Here is a 16,448-nt window from a genome sequence, read left to right on the forward strand (position 1 = left end):
GTGGCTGAACGCTGTGCGATCGTCGGCATCGGCCAGTCCGACCACCAACGCCGCCGTGACGACCTCTCCATGCCGGGGTTGCTCCGCGAGGCCGCCACCCGCGCCCTCGCGGACGCCGAGCTCGAGTGGTCCGACATCGACGCCGTGGTCTTCGGGAAGGCGCCAGACCTCTTCGAAGGGGTGATGCGCCCCGAGCTGTTCCTCAACGATGCGATGGGCGGAGCCGGCAAGCCGATGTTCCGCATGCACACCGCCGGCAGCGTGGGTGCACACACCGCCATCTTCGGTGCGCACCTGATCGAGTCCGGGCAGTACGAGTGCGTGCTGAGCATCGCGTTCGAGAAGCAGTCCGAGACCGACACCTCCCGGATCCTGGGTGGTGGTTCCCGTGGCGGGGCCGGTGTCGCGTTCGCGTCATCCATCCGCCAGTACATCGAGAAGTCCGGCGCACCGCCCCACATCGGTCCACTGGTCGCGGTGAAGGACCGGCTCAACGCGCTGAAGAACCCGCACGCCCAGCTGAAGATCCCCGGCATCGACATCAAGATGGTCGAGGAGTCGGAGATGGTCGTCGAGCCCTTGCGCAAGCTGGAGTGCTGCCCGACGTCCGACGGCGCCGGAGCCATCATCTTCACCAGCGAGAAGCGGATCCCCAAGACGGAGCGTCCGCCCGCATGGTTGCACGGCAGCTCAACCCGCTCGGAGGCATCGGGCCACCCGAGCCGGAGCTGGGTGAACCCGCTGGCCGGCCAGCAGTGCGCGGCCGAGGCCTACGCACAGGCCGGGATCACCAACCCGCTCGAGGAGCTCGACTGCGCGGAGATCTACGTGCCCTTCAGCTGGTTCGAGCCGATGTGGCTGGAGAACCTCGGCTTCGCCGAGGAGGGCCAGGGTTGGAAGATGGTCGATGACGACATCACCGCCTTCGACGGGGCGTTCCCGGTCAACGCATCCGGGGGTGTGCTCTCCGCCAACGCCATCGGCGCAGCTGGTCTCATCCGTTGTGCCGAGGCGGCGATGCAGGTGCGCGGCACCGCCGGCGAGCACCAGGTGCCCGACGTGCGTCGCGCCATGGGTCACGCCTTCGGCGGTGCGTCCCAGTACTTCGCCATCTGGATCGTCGGTTCCGAGAAGCCCTAGGTGCACCCGTCCTGACCTGGACGGCGCCGACTAGAACCGGTTACAGTTAGGCTTCGTCAGCGAGATGGATCCAGGGGGACCGATGCAACACGTCGACTTCGCGGTCTTCGACTGCGACAACCACTTCTACGAGCCGCTGGACGCGTTCACGCGACATCTCGAACCGGGTTTCGAGAAGCGCACGATGCAGTGGGCGGAGGTGGACGGCAAGCTCCGTCTGCTCGTCGCCGGCAAGATCAACCGCTTCATCCCGAACCCCACCTTCGACCCCGTCGCCAAGCCGGGGTCGCTCGACGAGTACTTCCGCGGGCGCAACCCGAAGGGCCAGGACACGCGCGATCTCTTCGGCGAGCTGGACCGCATGGCGGATCGCCCTGAGTATCGCGACCGTGACGCCCGGCTGCGGCTCATGGACGAGCAGGGCATGCAGGGCGCCATCTTCCTGCCGACGCTCGGCGTGGGCATGGAGCAGGCGCTCATCCACGACCCGCCCGCCCTCGTGGCCGCCTTCCGGGCGTTCAACCGGTGGATGGCCGAGGACTGGGGCTTCTCCCACCAGGAGCGCATCTTCGCTGCCCCGGTCATCACCCTGGTCGACCCCGACGCCGCCGCAGCCGAGGTCGAGTGGGCGCTCGCGCAGGACGCCCGGTTCCTGCTCATGATGCCGGGCCCCGTGATGACGCCGGCGGGAGGCCGTTCGCCGGCCGACCCGGTGTTCGACGACGTGTGGGGCCGGATCAACGAGGCCGGCGTCACGGTGGTGCTCCACGGCGGGGACTCGCACTACAGCAGCTACATCTCCGACTGGGGCGACGCCACCGAGATGCAGGCGTTCCGGCAGAACCCGTTCCGCTCGCTCGTGTCCCACAGCGCCATCCAGGACCACCTGGCGAACCTCTTGGCCCACGGGCTCTTCCATCGCTTCCCCAACTTGCGGCTGGCGTCGATCGAGACCGGATCCGACTGGGTGTTCCATCTCTTCGAGAAGCTCAAGAAGTCCTTCGGACAGACCCCGCACGCCTATGCGGAGGATCCCCGCGAGACGTTCCGACGTCACGTGTGGGTCAGCCCGTTCTACGAGGATGCGCTCGGTGACCTCCGAGACCTGCTGGGGGTCGAGCGACTGCTCATGGGCTCCGACTACCCACATGCCGAGGGCCTCGCCGAGCCCACCGCGTACGTCAAGGACCTGAAGAACTTCGACTTCACCGACGACCAGTGCCGGCTCGTCATGCGCGACAACGGTCTCGCCCTCGCCGAGCGCCAACCCGCCTGAACCAAGGAGACATGCCCATGGCCATGCCGATCGACGTCGGGATCATCGACACGATGATCGGGTTCCCCCACCCGGACATGAAGGAGACGTACCGGTTCATCACGACCCAGACGCGTGATCGCCAGTCCCGCGAGGAGTTCGAGTTCCCCGCCGAGTACATGTTCAAGGACGTGCCCGAGAAGAACCTGCGCGATGTCGATGACCCGGTCGGCGTGACCCTGGCCGAGATGGACCGATGGGGCATCGAGAGGGGCATGATCGGCGTGGGGGGGAACCGTGCCGGCACGTCGGAGCGAGCCCTGCGCGAGCATCCGGACCGCTTCATCGCATCGGCCGGCGCTGATCCGAACGAGGGCATGGAGGGCATCCGCAAGCTCCGCCAGCTCAAGGACGAGTACGACATCCGGGCCGTCAGCATGTTTCCCTCCGGCACGTTCCCGCAGGTGCCGATCAACGACAAGAAGATGTACCCCATCTACGCCGCCTGCGTGGAGATGGACATCCCCGTCTTCTGCTGTGCTGGTGTGCCGGGACCACGGCTGCGCATGGACCCGCAGCGCGTCGAGCTGATCGACGAGGTCATGTACGACTTCCCGGAGCTGGTCTTCGTCACGCGCCACGGCTGCGAGCCGTGGACCGACCTCGCCATGAAGCTGATGCTGAAGTGGCCGGGCCTGCACTACAGCACCAGTGCGTTCGCTCCCAAGCACTATCCGAAGGCCATCGTCGACTACGCCAACACGCGCGGCGCCGACAAGGTGATCTACGCCGGGTACTTCCCGATGGGGCTCTCGATCGAACGGATCATGACCGAGATGCCCAACGTCGGCTTCAAGGACGACGTCTGGCCCAAGTTCCTGCGCGGGAACGCCGCTCGGGTCCTCAAGCTCGACACCTGACCCATCCCTGACCCAATCCAACGAAAGCCGCGCGCCGCGCGCCCCGTCTCCAGGAGGACGACATGGCCACGAGCCTGAGCGATTCCGACCACTACACGATCATCTCGTCGGACACACACGCGGGTGGTAGCCACTCCGCCTACCGCGAGTACCTCGACGAGAGGTACCGCGGCGCCTTCGACGACTGGCGCGGCGGGTACAAGAACCCGTACAAGGACCTCGGCGACAAGCGGAAGCTGCGCAACTGGGACAACGAGATGCGCAACTCCCAGCAGGAGGCTGACGGGGTGGTCGGCGAGGTCGTGTTCCCGAACACGGTGCCCCCGTTCTTCCCGAGCTTCGTGCTCTTCGCCAAGCCGCCCACGCCCGAGGAGTACGAGCACCGTCTCGCTGGCGTGCGGGCTCACAACCGGTGGTTGGTCGACTTCTGCAACGAGTTCCCGGACCGGCGGGCCGGCGTGGGTCAGGTCTTCTTGAACAACGTCGAGGACACGCTCGACGACATCCGTTGGATCAAGGAGAACGGTCTGCGCGGGGGCATCTTGCTGCCGAACGTCCCGCCGGACGTCAAGTGGGTCAAGCCCCTCTACGACCGCTGCTACGACCCGGTGTGGGAGCTCTGCCAGGACCTGGAGGTGCCCGTCACGATCCACGGCGGCACCGGCAACCCCGATTACGGCTCGTATCCGGTGTCGATGTTGCTCTACATCACGGAGACCGGCTTCTACTCGCAGCGTCCGCTCACGCAGTTCATCCTCTCCGGTGTCTTCGAGCGGTTCCCGCGCTTGAAGTTCGTGATGACCGAGACCGGCTGCGCGTGGGTGCCTGCACTGCTCGAACGTCTCGACAACACCATCCGGGGGATCCGTGACACAGGCGCCACCGGGGAGATCCGCTACGGCGACGATCACGTGCTGCCTCGCGATGCCACGGACTACTTCCGCCAGAACGTGTGGATGGGCGTGAGCAACCCTGGCGTCGATGACGTCGCGGCGCGCGACGCCATCGGTCTCGATCGCTTCATGTGGGGCAGCGACTACCCCCACGACGAGGGCACCCACCCGTACACCCAGGAGCACCTGCGGTCGCGCTTCTCGGACGTCGATCCCTCCCAGGTCGAGCGGATGCTGACGCTCAATGCAGCCGAGCTCTACGACTTCGATCTCGACGCACTGGCACCGCTGGCCAAGAAGTTCGGTCCCACCGTCGGTGAGGTCAAGCAGCCCATCGACGGGATCCCCGACAAGAAGCTCGAGCGACTGTCCGGGGACATGGACGCAAACGCGATCAAGTAGGAGCCGTGTGAGGGCGGGCCGGCAGCGCACAACCCGAAGGTCGCAGGTTCAAGTCCTGCCCCCGCCACCAACTTGTGAGTGAAGGCCCAGGTCAGTGACCTGGGCCTTCGTCGTCGATCGCCCGGGCCCTCCGGCCTCAGGGTGGGGCCGTGCGCCGCCGACAGGCCCATCTGGTCGAGCTCCGTGTCGGTCGGGTCGAGCTATCGTTCGGCGACCTCGCAAGTCGAGGACCTTGCCGCTCGCCGAGAGCGGCTCGCTGCTTCCCCCAGACGTTCGGGCTTCCGGCCCGTTCTGGTGACGGACCGCTGGGTCCGGTGCCACAGACCGAAGGGGAAGTCCATGGCTCTGTGCCGTTGGTGTGAGCGAGAGATGACGACGGCGTCGTCGTGCTGCGTGGATGCGATGCACCGGGACGGGGTGCGCATCCCGATGATCCCGTGGGGGGAGGAGTTCCCGCGCTGGAGCTCCTCCCGTGAGCGTTGCGGCGACTGTGGTGTCGCTCCTGGCGGATTCCACCACCTCGGCTGCGATGTTCAGCGCTGTGCTGCGTGCGGTGGGCAGATGCTGTCGTGTGGCTGCGAGTTCGACGAGGACGAGACCCTCGGCGATGTCTTCATCGACGCAGACGGTGACCTGGGCGAGGTCCGGCGTGTCGGTGACCAAGAGGTGATCGTCCACTACAAGGACATTCCCGAGAAGGACACGACGGTCGTGGACGGCATCCCCTGTACGACAGCGCTGCGCACGGTGATCGACATCGCAGTCGACACCGAGGAGGACGATCTGGTGAGGATCGTTCGCGAATGCCTCGACCGTCGGCTCTTCGACGTCTCCGAGGCGCGGGCGCGCATCGCAGAGGACGACATGCGAGACCGTCGAGGCGCGAAGATCCTGGGCCGGACCCTCGATGCCATGGGAACGACGGATCCGCCGCGGTCAGCGTGATCGCCGGCCCATCCGGGCAGCAGAATGGGCTGCTGACCGGCTCGAGACCGATCTGCTCGCGGCCGCCAGCGCTCGTGGCAGCCTGGTCGAGTGGCTGCAGCGACGCCGTCCCAGCGAACACCGCGCGAGGTGCTCGAGGACCACCTGGCCCTGGCCGCAGCGGGCGACTGGCGGACCGATCTCGAGCGGAACGTCGCCGAAGACGTCGTGGTGCTCACCGGCTTCGGCCTCTTCACCGGCCGTGACCAGGTCCGCGTGCTCGCCGAGCTCCTCGAGGCGCAGCTGCCCGGGGCGACCTTCGAGTACACGACGGTCCTGGTGCACGGCGACGTCGCCTTCCTCGAGTGGACGGCCGCCGGGCCCGCGACCCGGGTGCGGGACGGTGCCGACTCCTTCGTGATCCGCGACGGCAAGATCGCCGTCCAGACCATCCACTACACGGTCGAGGTCACCGACGGAGACGGCTGAGGCGGCCCCGTCTACGTCGCGGGCTGGTCCTTGACGGCGAGGCAACGATCAGCGAAGGCGGCGTTGAACTGCTCGAACCCGGCGGTGGTGGGCTCGGCGATCGACCGCCAGAGCGGGCGGACGAGCAGCCCGCGGAACGTCTCGCTGTGGGTGAGCCGGGTCTGGCCGCTGGGGAGGGGCTCGAGCTCGAAGCGGTGCCGTCCGTCGAACAGGCCGGGGACGCCGAGGTGCCCGAGCCACTCGAGCAGACGGTCGGGATCGGCGGCGGTGACGGTGGGGCGAAAGGTCATCGCTCGGCCACCGGGTGGTGTGAGCCGGACCGTGAGGCGAGCTCCCTCGGTGGGCTGACCTTCGATGCTCCGCATGAACGGGTTCCACTCGGCATGGTCGGCGAAGTCCGTGAGGACCCGCCACGCGATGTCTGGGGTGACGTCGAGGACGGCGGTGGTCTGGATGGCTCGCATGGTCTGGCTCCGTGATGTCGGTGGATGTGCTGGTCCGGTCAGGGCGCCGTGCCCCACGAGCTGAAGGCGATGTCGAGGACGTCGATCAGCCGGCTGAAGGTGTCGTCGAGACTCTCCGGCAGGCCGAAGGCGCCGGCGGCCTGCTGGGTGACGAACCCGTGCAGGGCCGAGCGCAGGATCCGGATGGCGTGGATGGCGTCCTCACCCTCGAGCCCGTAGGACCGGGTGAGGGCGAAGGCCACGTCGAGCACCACCTGGGCCCGGGCGGTGAGCTCCTCGTCGTCCGCGCTCGGCGCTCGGAGCGTGGCGGTGTAGAGGCCGGGTCGTTCGGTGGCGAAGGCCCGGTAGGCGTGGGCGATGTCGACGAGCGCGTCCCGTCGGGTGCGGCCCATGGCGGCTCGTCCGAGCGCAGACGCGAGCTCCTCCAGGCCCAGCAGGGCGAGCTCGCGGCGGATCGCGTCGACGCCGTCGACGTGCTTGTAGAGCGACGGGAGCCGGACGCCGAGCCGGTCGGCGACGGCGGCGAGCGTGAGCCCGTCGAGACCGACCTCGTCGGCGACGGCAGCGGCCTCGGCGACGACGCGGGCGGGGGAGAGGCCGGCGCGAGCCATCAGCGGTGGAACCGGGAGTTGATCACTAGCCGTGAGGCTAAGAGCATTAGCCAGGGCTGTCAAGAGCAGTGTGCGCAGGCCACCTCTACGCTCGTGCACACCGAACCCAACGGAGAGAGATCGTCGTGCGCGTCGCCATCATCGGAGGACACGGGAAGGTCGCCCTGCGACTCACCCGGATGCTCTCGGCCCAGGGGCACCAGGTCACGGGCATCATCCGCAACCCGGACCACGAGCGCGACGTGGAGGCCGCCGGGGCCGTCCCGATGGTCGCGGACGTCGAGCAGCTGGGCGTCGAGGAGCTGGCGCAGCACCTCGCCGGGCACGACGCGCTCGTGTGGTCGGCCGGCGCCGGCGGTGGTGATCCCGACCGCACCCGGGCCGTGGATCGCGACGCCGCGATCCGATCGGTGGACGCGGCGGTCGCCGCGGGGGTCGAGCGCTACGTGATGGTGTCGTACTTCGGTGCCGGTCCGGACCACGGGGTCCCGCCCGACTCGAGCTTCTTCCCCTACGCCGAGGCGAAGGCGGCGGCTGACGCCCACGTGCGGCAGAGCTCGCTGGCGTGGACGATCCTCGGACCGAGCGCGCTCACGGACGAGCCCGGCACCGGATCGATCGAGGTCGGTGACGAGCTCGAGGGCGGCGAGGTCCCGCGCGAGGACGTGGCCGCCGTCGCCGTCGCAGTGCTCGACGACCCGTCCACCATCGGCGCGACCCTCGACTTCAACACCGGCCCCGTGCCGATCGCCGACGCCGTCCGGCACCGCTCCTGACCTCAGGCCATCCGGCCGAGCGTCACTCGCGGTCGACGGAGGCGAGCATCCCGGGCAGCTCGACCCAGGGCTGGCGATCGACGCACCACACCTCGACGGTGGGGCGCACGTCCGATCGATCGTCGAGGCTGCCGGCCTTCACGGCCACGACGCCGTCGGTCTGCACGAGCTCGGAGACGATGGGCGAACCGCACGTCCCGCAGAACTTGCGGTTGACGTACTCGCCGTCGTCGTCCTCGCCGGTCTCCACGTAGGTCTGCAGCGTCCCCGACACCGCGAGCTGGGACTCGTGGACGACGAGGTTCACCGAGAACGCGCCGCCGCTCTGGCGCTGGCAGTGGTCGCAGTGGCAGACGGCGGTGGCGATGACGTCGCCGGTCAGCTCGTAGATCACCTGGCCGCAGAGGCATCGTCCGGTTCGGGTCATGGCCGGATCGTAACGGTGGCCCCCGCTCGACGATGGACCCCGGGTCAGGGTGCGAGGAGCGCGTCGTAGACGTCGACGTAGCGCTGCACCATCGTGGCCCGGTCGAACCGCTGGCGAGCCGAGGCGCGGATCCGGGCGCGGTCGAGGGAGGCGGCCTCGTCGACGGCGGTGACGGCGTCGTCGACGTCGCGGGTCAGGAACCCGTCGACGCCGGGGCGGATCAGCTCGCCCATCGAGCCGCGGTCGTGGGCGATGACCGGCGTCCCGCAGGCCAGCGCCTCGGCGACGCTGTAGCCGAAGGGCTCGTCGAAGTCGATGAGGTGCAGCAGGGCGTGGGCGCCGCCGAGGATCTCGGACCTCCGGGTCCCCTCGACCGGGCCGAGGTAGCGGACGCGACCGTCGTCGAGATGGGGGAGGACCTCATCGTGGAAGTACCGCTCGTCCTGGACGATGCCGGCGATGTCGAGGCGACGCCCTGTCCGGTGGGCGACCTCGATGGCCTGGGCGGCGCCCTTGTCGGGATGGATGCGGCCGAAGAACACGAGGTGCTCGCCGGGGTCCGGGTGGAGGCCGAGGGCGTCGACGTCGATGCCGTGGTGGATGGTGGCGGCGTAGGTCAGCCGCGGGTGGCGGTCGGCGTCGCTGATCGCCACGTAGGTCGTGGTGGCGTCGTATCGCTCGTAGACCGGGACGATGGCGGGCGAGGAGAAGCCGTGGATCGTGGTGACGACGGGGGTGTCGACCAGCCCGCTGTAGGTCAGCGGGAGGAAGTCGAAGCCGTTGTGGATGACGTCGAAGTCCGCGGCTCGCTCGAACACCGAGGCGATGTGCAGGCACTCGGCGACCTTCGGATCGATGGTGTCGTCCTCGGACCACCCGGTGGGGGAGGTGGCATGGAGGGCGGCGTCGGTGATCGAGTCGCCGGTGGCGAACAGGGTGACGTCGTGGCCCAGGGCGACGAGGCCCTCCGTCAGCAACGAGGCGAACAGCTCCCACGGGCCGTAGTGGACCGGCGGCGTGCGCCAGGCGATCGGCGCGAGCACGGCGATCCGCAACGGGGATGTCGTGCTCCCTGGTTGCGAGGCGATGGTCGAGCGTACCCAGGAGGGGCCGGGGCCGGACGGGCGTAGGCTCGGGGCATCCCTCCTTGGGGGAGTCGCCATGCTTGGGTCCGGACGGCCGAGAACGGTCCGTCACCCTCCGCAGGCCCGACGCCTCGCCTGAGCCGATCATCGGAGCGCTCGTGCCAGGCCCCCTTCCATCGCACCCGTCCCCCGGTTCCACCGCGCCCGCGTCCCGCACGTTCGGCATGGTCGGGACCTTCCCGCCGACCGCCTGTGGCATCGCCACCTTCTCCGCTGCGCTGTCGGCCGGCCTGATCGCCGTGGGCCACTCGGTCGACGTCGTGCGCGTCAACCCGCACGAGGGTCTCGACGATCCGCTGGTCCTCGCGTCGCTGACCGGCCCACCAGGGCCGTGGGGGTCCGGCATCGAGGTCCTGGACCGCACCGATGTGGCCATCGTCCAGCACGAGTACGGCATCTACCCGGGCTCCGACGGGGACGAGATCCTCGATGTGGTCGAACGGCTGCAGGTGCCGACGGTGATCGTGGCCCACACGGTGCGCCAGACGCCGACGGACGGCCAGCGCCGCGTGCTGACCGAGCTCTGCGCCGTCGCGAGCGCGGTCGTGGTGATGACCCGCAGCGGGCGGGAGCGCTTGATCGACGGCTACGGCGTCGACCCGTGCAAGGTCCACGTGATCGCCCACGGAGCTGCGACCCCGCACGTCACCGCACGGCCTCCCGCAGGCCGGGGCCGACCACGCCTGCTCACCTGGGGCCTGCTCGGTCCGGGCAAGGGCATCGAGTGGGCGATCGACGCCCTGCTCGAGCTGGGTGGGATGCACCCCTTCCCCGAGTACCTGGTCGCCGGCGCGACCCACCCGAAGGTGAAGGAGCGCTCCGGCGAGGAGTACCGGAACATGTTGATCACGCGGGCGTGGGCCACCGGCGTCTCGCCCCACGTCTCCTTCGACGACACCTACCGCGACCTGCCGGCCCTCACCGAGCTGATCACCTCGGCGGATCTCGTCGTGCTCCCGTACGACTCCGAGGAGCAGGTCACCTCCGGCGTCCTCGTGGATGCCGTCGCCGCCGGCCGCCCCGTCGTGTCGACGGCGTTCCCGCACGCCACCGAGCTCCTCGCGTCGGGTGCCGGCATCGTCGTCCCGCAGCGGGACCCGGTCGCCCTGGCCTCCGCCATCCGGTCCGTGCTGACCGACCCCGGCCTGGCGGCCGACATGGCCGCCGAGGCACGGCGTCTCGCCCCCGACCTGTCGTGGGGCGCCGTGGCCGGCCAGTACGCCGAGCTGGCCCAGCGCCTAAGCGCCGATGACCGGGCCTCGACCCGATGACCGCCACCCTGCCCGCCGGGCCCACGGTGCCGAGCCCGAGCTTCGACCACCTCCTGGCGATGACCGATGGGATCGGCACGTTCGAGCACGCGGAGTTCGCGGCGCCCCGCCGCGACCACGGCTACTGCACGGACGACATGGCCCGGGTGCTCACGGTGGTGCTCCGCGAGCCGTCGCCGACCCCCTCGGTGCGCGCCCTGGGTCGGACCGCCATGCGCTTCCTCGTGCGGTCCCAGGACGTGGCCGGCCGCTCGCGCAACCGGCGTGACGTCGACGGCGGCTGGCGCGACCGGTACGGCGTGGAGGACTGCTGGGGTCGCAGCGTCGCCGCATTCGGCATGGCAGCGAACCGGGGCCGCGACGACTGGATGCGCCAGATGGGCATGGCGTCGTTCGGCCACGCCATCGAGCAGCGCTCCGGTCACTTCCACGCCATGGCCTTCGCCGCGCTCGGCGCGGCCGAGGTCCTGCAGGCGGATCCGCACCACTACGGCGCACGAGCGCTGCTCGAGGATGCGGTCACCGCCATCGGCCCGCCGAACGATGACCGCGCCTGGCCGTGGCCCGCGCCCCGCCTGACCTACGCGAACGCCACGGTCGCCGAAGCCCTCATCGCTGCCGGGGACGCCCTCCACCGTCCTGACGTCGTCGAGCACGGCTGCGCGCTGCTGCGCTGGCTGCTCGAACGGGAGACGCTCGACGGGCACCTGTCGCTGACGCCGGTCGACGGTGCCGGACCCGGCGACGTCGCGCCGCAGTTCGATCAGCAACCCATCGAGGCGGCGGCCATGGCCGACGCCTGCGCCCGGGCCGAGGCGGTCACCGGAGACCCGAGCTGGGGTCGTGGCATCGACCTCGCCATCGGGTGGTTCCTCGGCGACAACGATGTCGGCGCCGTCATGTGGGATGCCGAGACCGGTGGCGGCTACGACGGCATCCACGATGCCGGGCCGAACCTGAACCAGGGCGCGGAATCCACCATCGCGCTGATCTCCACGCTGCAGCACGCCCGCAACCGGACGTCGGTGACCGGGTGACCACGGAGCTGGCCGTGCGCCAGCCGCTGCGGTTGCACGCGGATCCGACCCGCGTGATCGCGAAGCTGTTCGTGCCCGGACACCCCGAGCCGCGCGGTGGGCGACAGGTGTCGGATGCCGTCAGCCACGTGCTCGACCTCGGCGACGAGCAGGTTGCCGACGGCCTCGCCGAGCTCGTCATCCGCTTCGGCGCCCGCCACCGAGACCTCCGCGCCACGTTCGAGCGCCACGCCGAGCGGATCGCCAACCGGCTCCCTGAGGGAGCCGCCCTGACCGAGGAGCGCCGGCTGCTGCTCGGTGCGACGTTCACCCACGAGTACAGCATCGAGGCCGCTGCGCTCTGCAACCCGTCGTTCGTCGCCGCGCCCAGCCAGGCCGGCGCACGCGCCGGAACGCTCGACCTGGTGATGAGCACCCGCGGGATCGGCGAAGGTCACCGGTCCTCCATCGGCTTCCGGACTGCATCGGTCGACGAGCGCGGCCAGGTCACCATCGACGAGCGGGGACCGTTCGCCGGCGCCGGCAGGCTCTCGTCCGGGACGCTCCACGCCGATGCCTTCCGAGGGATGGCGCGGCGGGTCCGTGACGACGTCGAGGCCACGACCTGGGTCCTGGATGCGCTCGGCGACGAGTTCACGAGGGCCGAGCTCGACGGCCGCCTCGCCGAGCTCGAGGGCCAGGACGACACCCGCCCGGGCGTGGCGAAGACGGTCCGACGCCTGCGAGCGCTCGCCGAGCGGGGCTACTGCGTCGACTTCGACCCGTCCTCCCCGATCGACGAGCGGGTGCTCTACCCGGTGACGAGTGCCGAGGTGAGCGGCGTCGAGGATGCTCGCTTCGTCCGCTTCGAGGACGACGACCGGGTCGTCTACTACGCCACCTACACGGCCTACGACGGACGCGACATCGGCCAGCAGCTGCTCGAGACCGCCGACTTCTCCACCTTCGAGGTCTCGCCGCTGCAGGGGGCGGCCGCCAGCAACAAGGGCCTCGCCCTGTTCCCCCGGCGCATCGACGGCCACTTCGTCGCACTGTCCCGCCACGACGGCACGAGCAACGCCGTTGCGGTCACCGACGACATCCGGCACTGGCCGACCGCGACGGCGCTGGGAGGCCAGGCGAAGCTCTGGAGCTCCATCCAGGTCGGCAACTGCGGCCCCCCGATCGAGACCGACGCCGGCTGGCTGGTCCTCACCCACGGCGTCGGACCGATGCGCACCTACTCGATCGGCGCCTGCCTGCTGGACCTCGACGACCCGACGCAGATGATCGGCGAGCTGGCCGAGCCGCTGCTCACCCCCGGTCCGGACGAGCAGGACGGCTACGTGCCGAACGTCGTGTACTCCTGCGGCGCCGTGCGCCACGGAGCGAACCTCGTCATCCCCTACGGGGTGGGGGACTCCTCCATCGGGTTCGCCTCCGCGGACATCGACGACGTGCTCGGCGCGATGTCCGGCTGCTGATGGTGCACGGCGGCGCGTCTCAGCGGTCCGTCCAGTCGACCCAGTCGACGCCGGTGATCCGCACGTAGTCGGAGACGGCGGCCCCGAGGGTCGAGTAGTGGCGGTCCGGGCCGAAGCGCTCGGCCATCCCGTACCGGGCCAGGCGGTCCTTGACCGTGCCCTTCAGGCCGGCGAACACGAGGGTCACACCCTGCTCCGCCAGGGCGTCGTCGAGGAGGGCGAGTGTCTCGGCACCCGTCGAGTCGATGTCGCTGATGGGGTCTCCGACGATGACCACCCAGCGCACGGGGGTGGGGGAATCGGCGACGGTGTCGCGCACGACGTCCTCGAAGAAGCTGCAGTTGGCGAAGAAGAGCGGGGCGTCGAAGCGGACCATCACCAGTCCGGGCACGCGCCGGCCGTGCGGGTGACGAGCGCGGTCGTGGTAGCCCTTGCGACCGTCGACGCGCACCAGCTCGGCGGAGTGCGGCCGCCACGCCCGGGCCACGAAGGCCCCGAGCGACAGGACGACGGCGATGGCGATGCCCTCGAGGACGCCGAAGACGACCACGCCGGCGAAGGCTGCGAGGCTCAACCAGCCCTCGGTCCGGTTCATCGACCACAGCTGCACCACGCCACGGACATCGGCCACCCGGAGCACCGCTGCGATGACGACCGCCGCCAGCGCTGCGGAGGGCACGTGGCTCGTCAACCCGGGAGCCACGAGGAGCAGGAGTGCGACGACGGCGGCGCCGACCACGCTGGTGAGCTGGGTCCGAGCCCCGCTCTCGCGGGCGACCGGGGTGCGCGAGGAGCTGGCGCAGATGGGGAAGCCGCCCAGCGCACCGCACGCCAGGTTCGCCGCCCCCACTGCCACCATCTCCTGGTCCTTGTCGACGTCGTGCCCGTCGGCCATGGAGAAGGTGCGGCTGAGCACGCTGGAGTCGCCGAAGGCCACGATGGCGATGCCTGCGGCAGCCGGTACGAGCTCGAAGACGTCGCCGAACCGCAGGTGGTCGAGGCTCGGCGCCGGCACCCCGCCGGGGAGGGACCCGATGACCGCCACGTCGAGGTCGGCGGTGACGACGACCACGGCGCTCGCGAGCACCGCGACGAGCATCCACGGGATGCGCGGTGCGACCTCCCGCAGCACCACGATGCCGACCAGCGCGCCGACGCCGACGCCGGCGGCGACTGCGGACACCGCGCCGTCTCGGATGCCGTCGATCAGTCCGCGGACCTCGTCGTCGATGCCGCCGGCCTCCACGCTGAAGCCGAGGAGCTTGGGGACCTGGCTGAGCGCCACGACGACCGCGATGCCGTTGAGGTACCCGATGCTGATCGGCTTCGAGACGAGGTCGGTCACGAAGCCCAGGCGCAGCAACCCTCCGAGGATCAAGATGACGCCGACCATCAGGGCGAGCAGGCCGGCGAGGCTCACGGCACGGTCCGTGTCGGCCAGGGCCAGCGGCGCGACGGCGGCGCCGATGACGGGGGCCAGCGATGAATCCGGTCCGAGGATCAGGGTTCGCGATGGGCCGACGACCGCGTAGGCCAGCAGCCCGGCGATGGTGGCGTAGAGGCCGGTGACCGGTGGGAGGCCGGCGACCTCGGCGTAGCCCATCCCGGCTGGCACCAGGAGCGCGCTGAGCGCGAGCCCGGCGACGACGTCGTGGCGGAGGTCGGTGGCCTCGTAGCGGCGGAACGCCGCGAGCCCGGGCAGGACGTCGCTGAGCTTCCTCGTCATGCGAGCTCAGGACCCCACTGCGCCAGGCGGCAACCCCCAGCCGGGCTCGTAGCCGAGCACCTCGGCCGCGGACCGGGTGGTGAAGCGGTCGAGCACCACCTCGAAGCTGTCGAGCGGGACCAGGGAGGGGTGGTCGACCCCCGCCGCGCCCGCGAGGGAGGCCATCTCGGCCCGCAGCCCCTTGATGTAGGTCCCGGCGCGCACCGACTTCAGCGTGGGGTCGAGGCCTCGGACCAGCCAGGCGTTCTGCGTGGCGACACCGGTCGGGCAGTGGTCGGTGTGGCAGCGCTGGGCCTGGATGCAGCCGATCGCCAGCATCGCCTCCCTCGCGACGTTCACCCCGTCGCACCCCATCGCGAGCGCGAACACCGCGGAGATGGGGAACCCGAGCTTGCCCCCGCCGAAGAAGGCCACGCCGTGGTGCAGCCCCTCGCGAGCGAAGGCCTTGTAGACGGTCGGGAAGGCTTGGACGAACGGGAGCGCCACGTGGTCGCTGAAGGCCAGGGGTGCCGCGCCCGTCCCGCCCTCGCCGCCGTCGACGGTGACGAAGTCGGGGCCGCGGCCCGTGGTCGCCATGTGGGCGGCGAGCTCGCTCCAGAAGGCGGCGTCGCCGACCGCGGACTTGATGCCCACCGGCAGGCCCGTGGCCGCGGCGATCCGCTCGACGAAGTCGACCAGCCCGGGGACGTCGTCGAACTCGGGATGGCGGCCGGGGCTGGCGACGGTGACGCCCGGCTCGACGCCGCGGATCTCGGCGATCTCGCCCGAGACCTTGGCTGCGGGCAAGAGGCCGCCCATCCCCGGCTTCGCGCCCTGGCTGAGCTTCACCTCGATGGCCCGCACCGGGTGGCGCTCGACGGTGGCGACGACCTTGTCGAGGTCGAACTGACCGTCGGCGTCCCGGGCGCCGAAGTAGGCGGTGCCGAGCTGCCAGACGAGGTCCCCGCCCTTCAGGTGGTGTGAGCTGATCCCGCCCTCACCGGTGTTGTGGAGGCAGCCGGCATCCGTGGCACCGCGGTTCAGGGCCTCGATGGCCGGCCCGCTCAGCGACCCGAAGCTCATGGCCGCGACGTTCACGACGGACCCGGGCGTGAAGGCGCCCGGCCGCTTCCGCCAGGCCCCGACGACCTTGCGCACGGCCACCTCGTCCCCGTAGAGGTCGACCGGGAACGGCGACTGGCGCAGCAGGAGGTAGCCGGGGGTGTCGATGTCGTTGTCGGTCCCGAAGCCGAACTTGTTGTTCTCCGCCTTGGCCGTCGTGTACACCCACCGCCGCTGATCGCGGGTGAAGGGCCGTTCCTGGTCGTTGTCGGTGACGATGTACTGGCGCAGCTCGGGCCCGATGTGCTCGAGCATGTAGCGCAACCGCCCGATCAGCGGGTAGTTCCGCATGATGGCGCTCCGGCGCTGGGTCAGGTCGTAGCCGGCCAGCGCCACCGCAGCCGCGACGAGACCTGTGCCGATCCGTCGGGGCGTGGAGGTCACGGCGTCGAACCGTATCGACG

Annotated in this window: 16 protein-coding genes; 10 read left to right on the forward strand and 6 right to left on the reverse strand. The window is 70.2% G+C overall.

What is annotated here, in order from left to right:
- The 6 genes from RGQ06_RS10125 (at window position 1) to RGQ06_RS10150 (ending at window position 6,023) form a co-directional block, all read left to right on the forward strand.
- Entirely contained in the window at window positions 1–1,140 is a 1,140-nt protein-coding gene (locus tag RGQ06_RS10125; protein ID WP_432430268.1) for a thiolase domain-containing protein, read from the forward strand.
- An 82-nt stretch (window positions 1,141–1,222) separates the two neighbouring features.
- A complete protein-coding gene (locus tag RGQ06_RS10130) occupies window positions 1,223–2,416 on the forward strand; it encodes an amidohydrolase family protein (RefSeq protein ID WP_432430267.1) in 1,194 nt (397 codons plus the stop codon).
- 17 nt (window positions 2,417–2,433) lie between these two features.
- Window positions 2,434–3,315, forward strand: a complete 882-nt coding sequence (locus RGQ06_RS10135; protein ID WP_432430266.1) for an amidohydrolase family protein — start codon at window positions 2,434–2,436, stop codon at window positions 3,313–3,315.
- A gap of 62 nt (window positions 3,316–3,377) precedes the next feature.
- Window positions 3,378–4,610 carry an amidohydrolase family protein gene (locus RGQ06_RS10140; RefSeq protein ID WP_432430265.1) on the forward strand — a complete coding sequence of 411 codons (1,233 nt, stop codon included), beginning with the start codon at window positions 3,378–3,380 and terminating at the stop codon, window positions 4,608–4,610.
- A gap of 369 nt (window positions 4,611–4,979) precedes the next feature.
- Window positions 4,980–5,555 (forward strand): hypothetical protein, encoded by a 576-nt coding sequence (locus RGQ06_RS10145; protein WP_432430264.1) that lies wholly within the window; start codon window positions 4,980–4,982, stop codon window positions 5,553–5,555.
- Window positions 5,556–5,645: 90 nt separating this feature from the next.
- Window positions 5,646–6,023 (forward strand): nuclear transport factor 2 family protein, encoded by a 378-nt coding sequence (locus tag RGQ06_RS10150; RefSeq protein ID WP_432430263.1) that lies wholly within the window; start codon window positions 5,646–5,648, stop codon window positions 6,021–6,023.
- 11 nt (window positions 6,024–6,034) lie between these two features.
- Here the strand turns inward: RGQ06_RS10150 and RGQ06_RS10155 are convergent, their stop codons facing one another.
- Window positions 6,035–6,487, reverse strand: a complete 453-nt coding sequence (locus RGQ06_RS10155; protein ID WP_432430262.1) for an SRPBCC family protein — start codon at window positions 6,485–6,487, stop codon at window positions 6,035–6,037.
- 38 nt (window positions 6,488–6,525) lie between these two features.
- The gene (locus tag RGQ06_RS10160; RefSeq protein ID WP_432430261.1) at window positions 6,526–7,098 is read right to left on the reverse strand and encodes a TetR-like C-terminal domain-containing protein; all 573 of its coding nucleotides are present in this window, start codon (window positions 7,096–7,098) and stop codon (window positions 6,526–6,528) included.
- A 119-nt stretch (window positions 7,099–7,217) separates the two neighbouring features.
- On the opposite strand from RGQ06_RS10160, the gene RGQ06_RS10165 reads away from it, so the two are divergent.
- Entirely contained in the window at window positions 7,218–7,874 is a 657-nt protein-coding gene (locus RGQ06_RS10165) for an SDR family oxidoreductase (RefSeq protein WP_432430323.1), read from the forward strand.
- A gap of 22 nt (window positions 7,875–7,896) precedes the next feature.
- Here the strand turns inward: RGQ06_RS10165 and RGQ06_RS10170 are convergent, their stop codons facing one another.
- Both RGQ06_RS10170 and RGQ06_RS10175 read right to left on the reverse strand, forming a co-directional pair.
- A complete protein-coding gene (locus RGQ06_RS10170; protein ID WP_432430260.1) occupies window positions 7,897–8,301 on the reverse strand; it encodes a GFA family protein in 405 nt (134 codons plus the stop codon).
- A 44-nt stretch (window positions 8,302–8,345) separates the two neighbouring features.
- Window positions 8,346–9,344, reverse strand: a complete 999-nt coding sequence (locus tag RGQ06_RS10175) for a glycosyltransferase family 4 protein (protein WP_432430259.1) — start codon at window positions 9,342–9,344, stop codon at window positions 8,346–8,348.
- 266 nt (window positions 9,345–9,610) lie between these two features.
- On the opposite strand from RGQ06_RS10175, the gene RGQ06_RS10180 reads away from it, so the two are divergent.
- The 3 genes from RGQ06_RS10180 to RGQ06_RS10190 are packed head-to-tail and all read left to right on the forward strand — an operon-like array spanning window position 9,611 to window position 13,217.
- Window positions 9,611–10,717, forward strand: a complete 1,107-nt coding sequence (locus tag RGQ06_RS10180) for a glycosyltransferase (protein ID WP_432430258.1) — start codon at window positions 9,611–9,613, stop codon at window positions 10,715–10,717.
- Entirely contained in the window at window positions 10,714–11,754 is a 1,041-nt protein-coding gene (locus tag RGQ06_RS10185; protein WP_432430257.1) for a glycosyltransferase, read from the forward strand. The genes RGQ06_RS10180 and RGQ06_RS10185 overlap by 4 nt, the downstream gene beginning before the upstream one ends.
- Window positions 11,751–13,217, forward strand: a complete 1,467-nt coding sequence (locus RGQ06_RS10190; protein ID WP_432430256.1) for a glycoside hydrolase family 130 protein — start codon at window positions 11,751–11,753, stop codon at window positions 13,215–13,217. Before RGQ06_RS10185 ends, RGQ06_RS10190 begins: the two co-directional genes overlap by 4 nt.
- A gap of 19 nt (window positions 13,218–13,236) precedes the next feature.
- Here RGQ06_RS10190 and RGQ06_RS10195 read toward each other — a convergent pair whose 3' ends face one another.
- Complete coding sequence (locus RGQ06_RS10195; protein ID WP_432430255.1) at window positions 13,237–14,943, reverse strand: SulP family inorganic anion transporter; 1,707 nt, start codon at window positions 14,941–14,943, stop codon at window positions 13,237–13,239.
- A gap of 6 nt (window positions 14,944–14,949) precedes the next feature.
- Complete coding sequence (locus tag RGQ06_RS10200) at window positions 14,950–16,428, reverse strand: glutamate synthase-related protein (protein WP_432430254.1); 1,479 nt, start codon at window positions 16,426–16,428, stop codon at window positions 14,950–14,952.
- Window positions 16,429–16,448: the final 20 nt, after the last annotated feature.

It is taken from the genome of Salinilacustrithrix flava, assembly GCF_041228405.1.
Classification (GTDB): domain Bacteria; phylum Actinomycetota; class Acidimicrobiia; order Acidimicrobiales; family Salinilacustritrichaceae; genus Salinilacustrithrix; species Salinilacustrithrix flava.

Coding starts and splice junctions, on each gene's coding strand:
- RGQ06_RS10180 (WP_432430258.1), top strand. CDS start 9,611: ATGGTCGGGACCTTCCCGCCGACCGCCTGTGGCATCGCCACCTTCTCC.
- RGQ06_RS10185 (WP_432430257.1), top strand. CDS start 10,714: ATGACCGCCACCCTGCCCGCCGGGCCCACGGTGCCGAGCCCGAGCTTC.
- RGQ06_RS10195 (WP_432430255.1), bottom strand. CDS start 14,943: ATGACGAGGAAGCTCAGCGACGTCCTGCCCGGGCTCGCGGCGTTCCGC.
- RGQ06_RS10160 (WP_432430261.1), bottom strand. CDS start 7,098: ATGGCTCGCGCCGGCCTCTCCCCCGCCCGCGTCGTCGCCGAGGCCGCT.
- RGQ06_RS10130 (WP_432430267.1), top strand. CDS start 1,223: ATGCAACACGTCGACTTCGCGGTCTTCGACTGCGACAACCACTTCTAC.
- RGQ06_RS10140 (WP_432430265.1), top strand. CDS start 3,378: ATGGCCACGAGCCTGAGCGATTCCGACCACTACACGATCATCTCGTCG.
- RGQ06_RS10135 (WP_432430266.1), top strand. CDS start 2,434: ATGGCCATGCCGATCGACGTCGGGATCATCGACACGATGATCGGGTTC.
- RGQ06_RS10170 (WP_432430260.1), bottom strand. CDS start 8,301: ATGACCCGAACCGGACGATGCCTCTGCGGCCAGGTGATCTACGAGCTG.
- RGQ06_RS10145 (WP_432430264.1), top strand. CDS start 4,980: ATGACGACGGCGTCGTCGTGCTGCGTGGATGCGATGCACCGGGACGGG.
- RGQ06_RS10155 (WP_432430262.1), bottom strand. CDS start 6,487: ATGCGAGCCATCCAGACCACCGCCGTCCTCGACGTCACCCCAGACATC.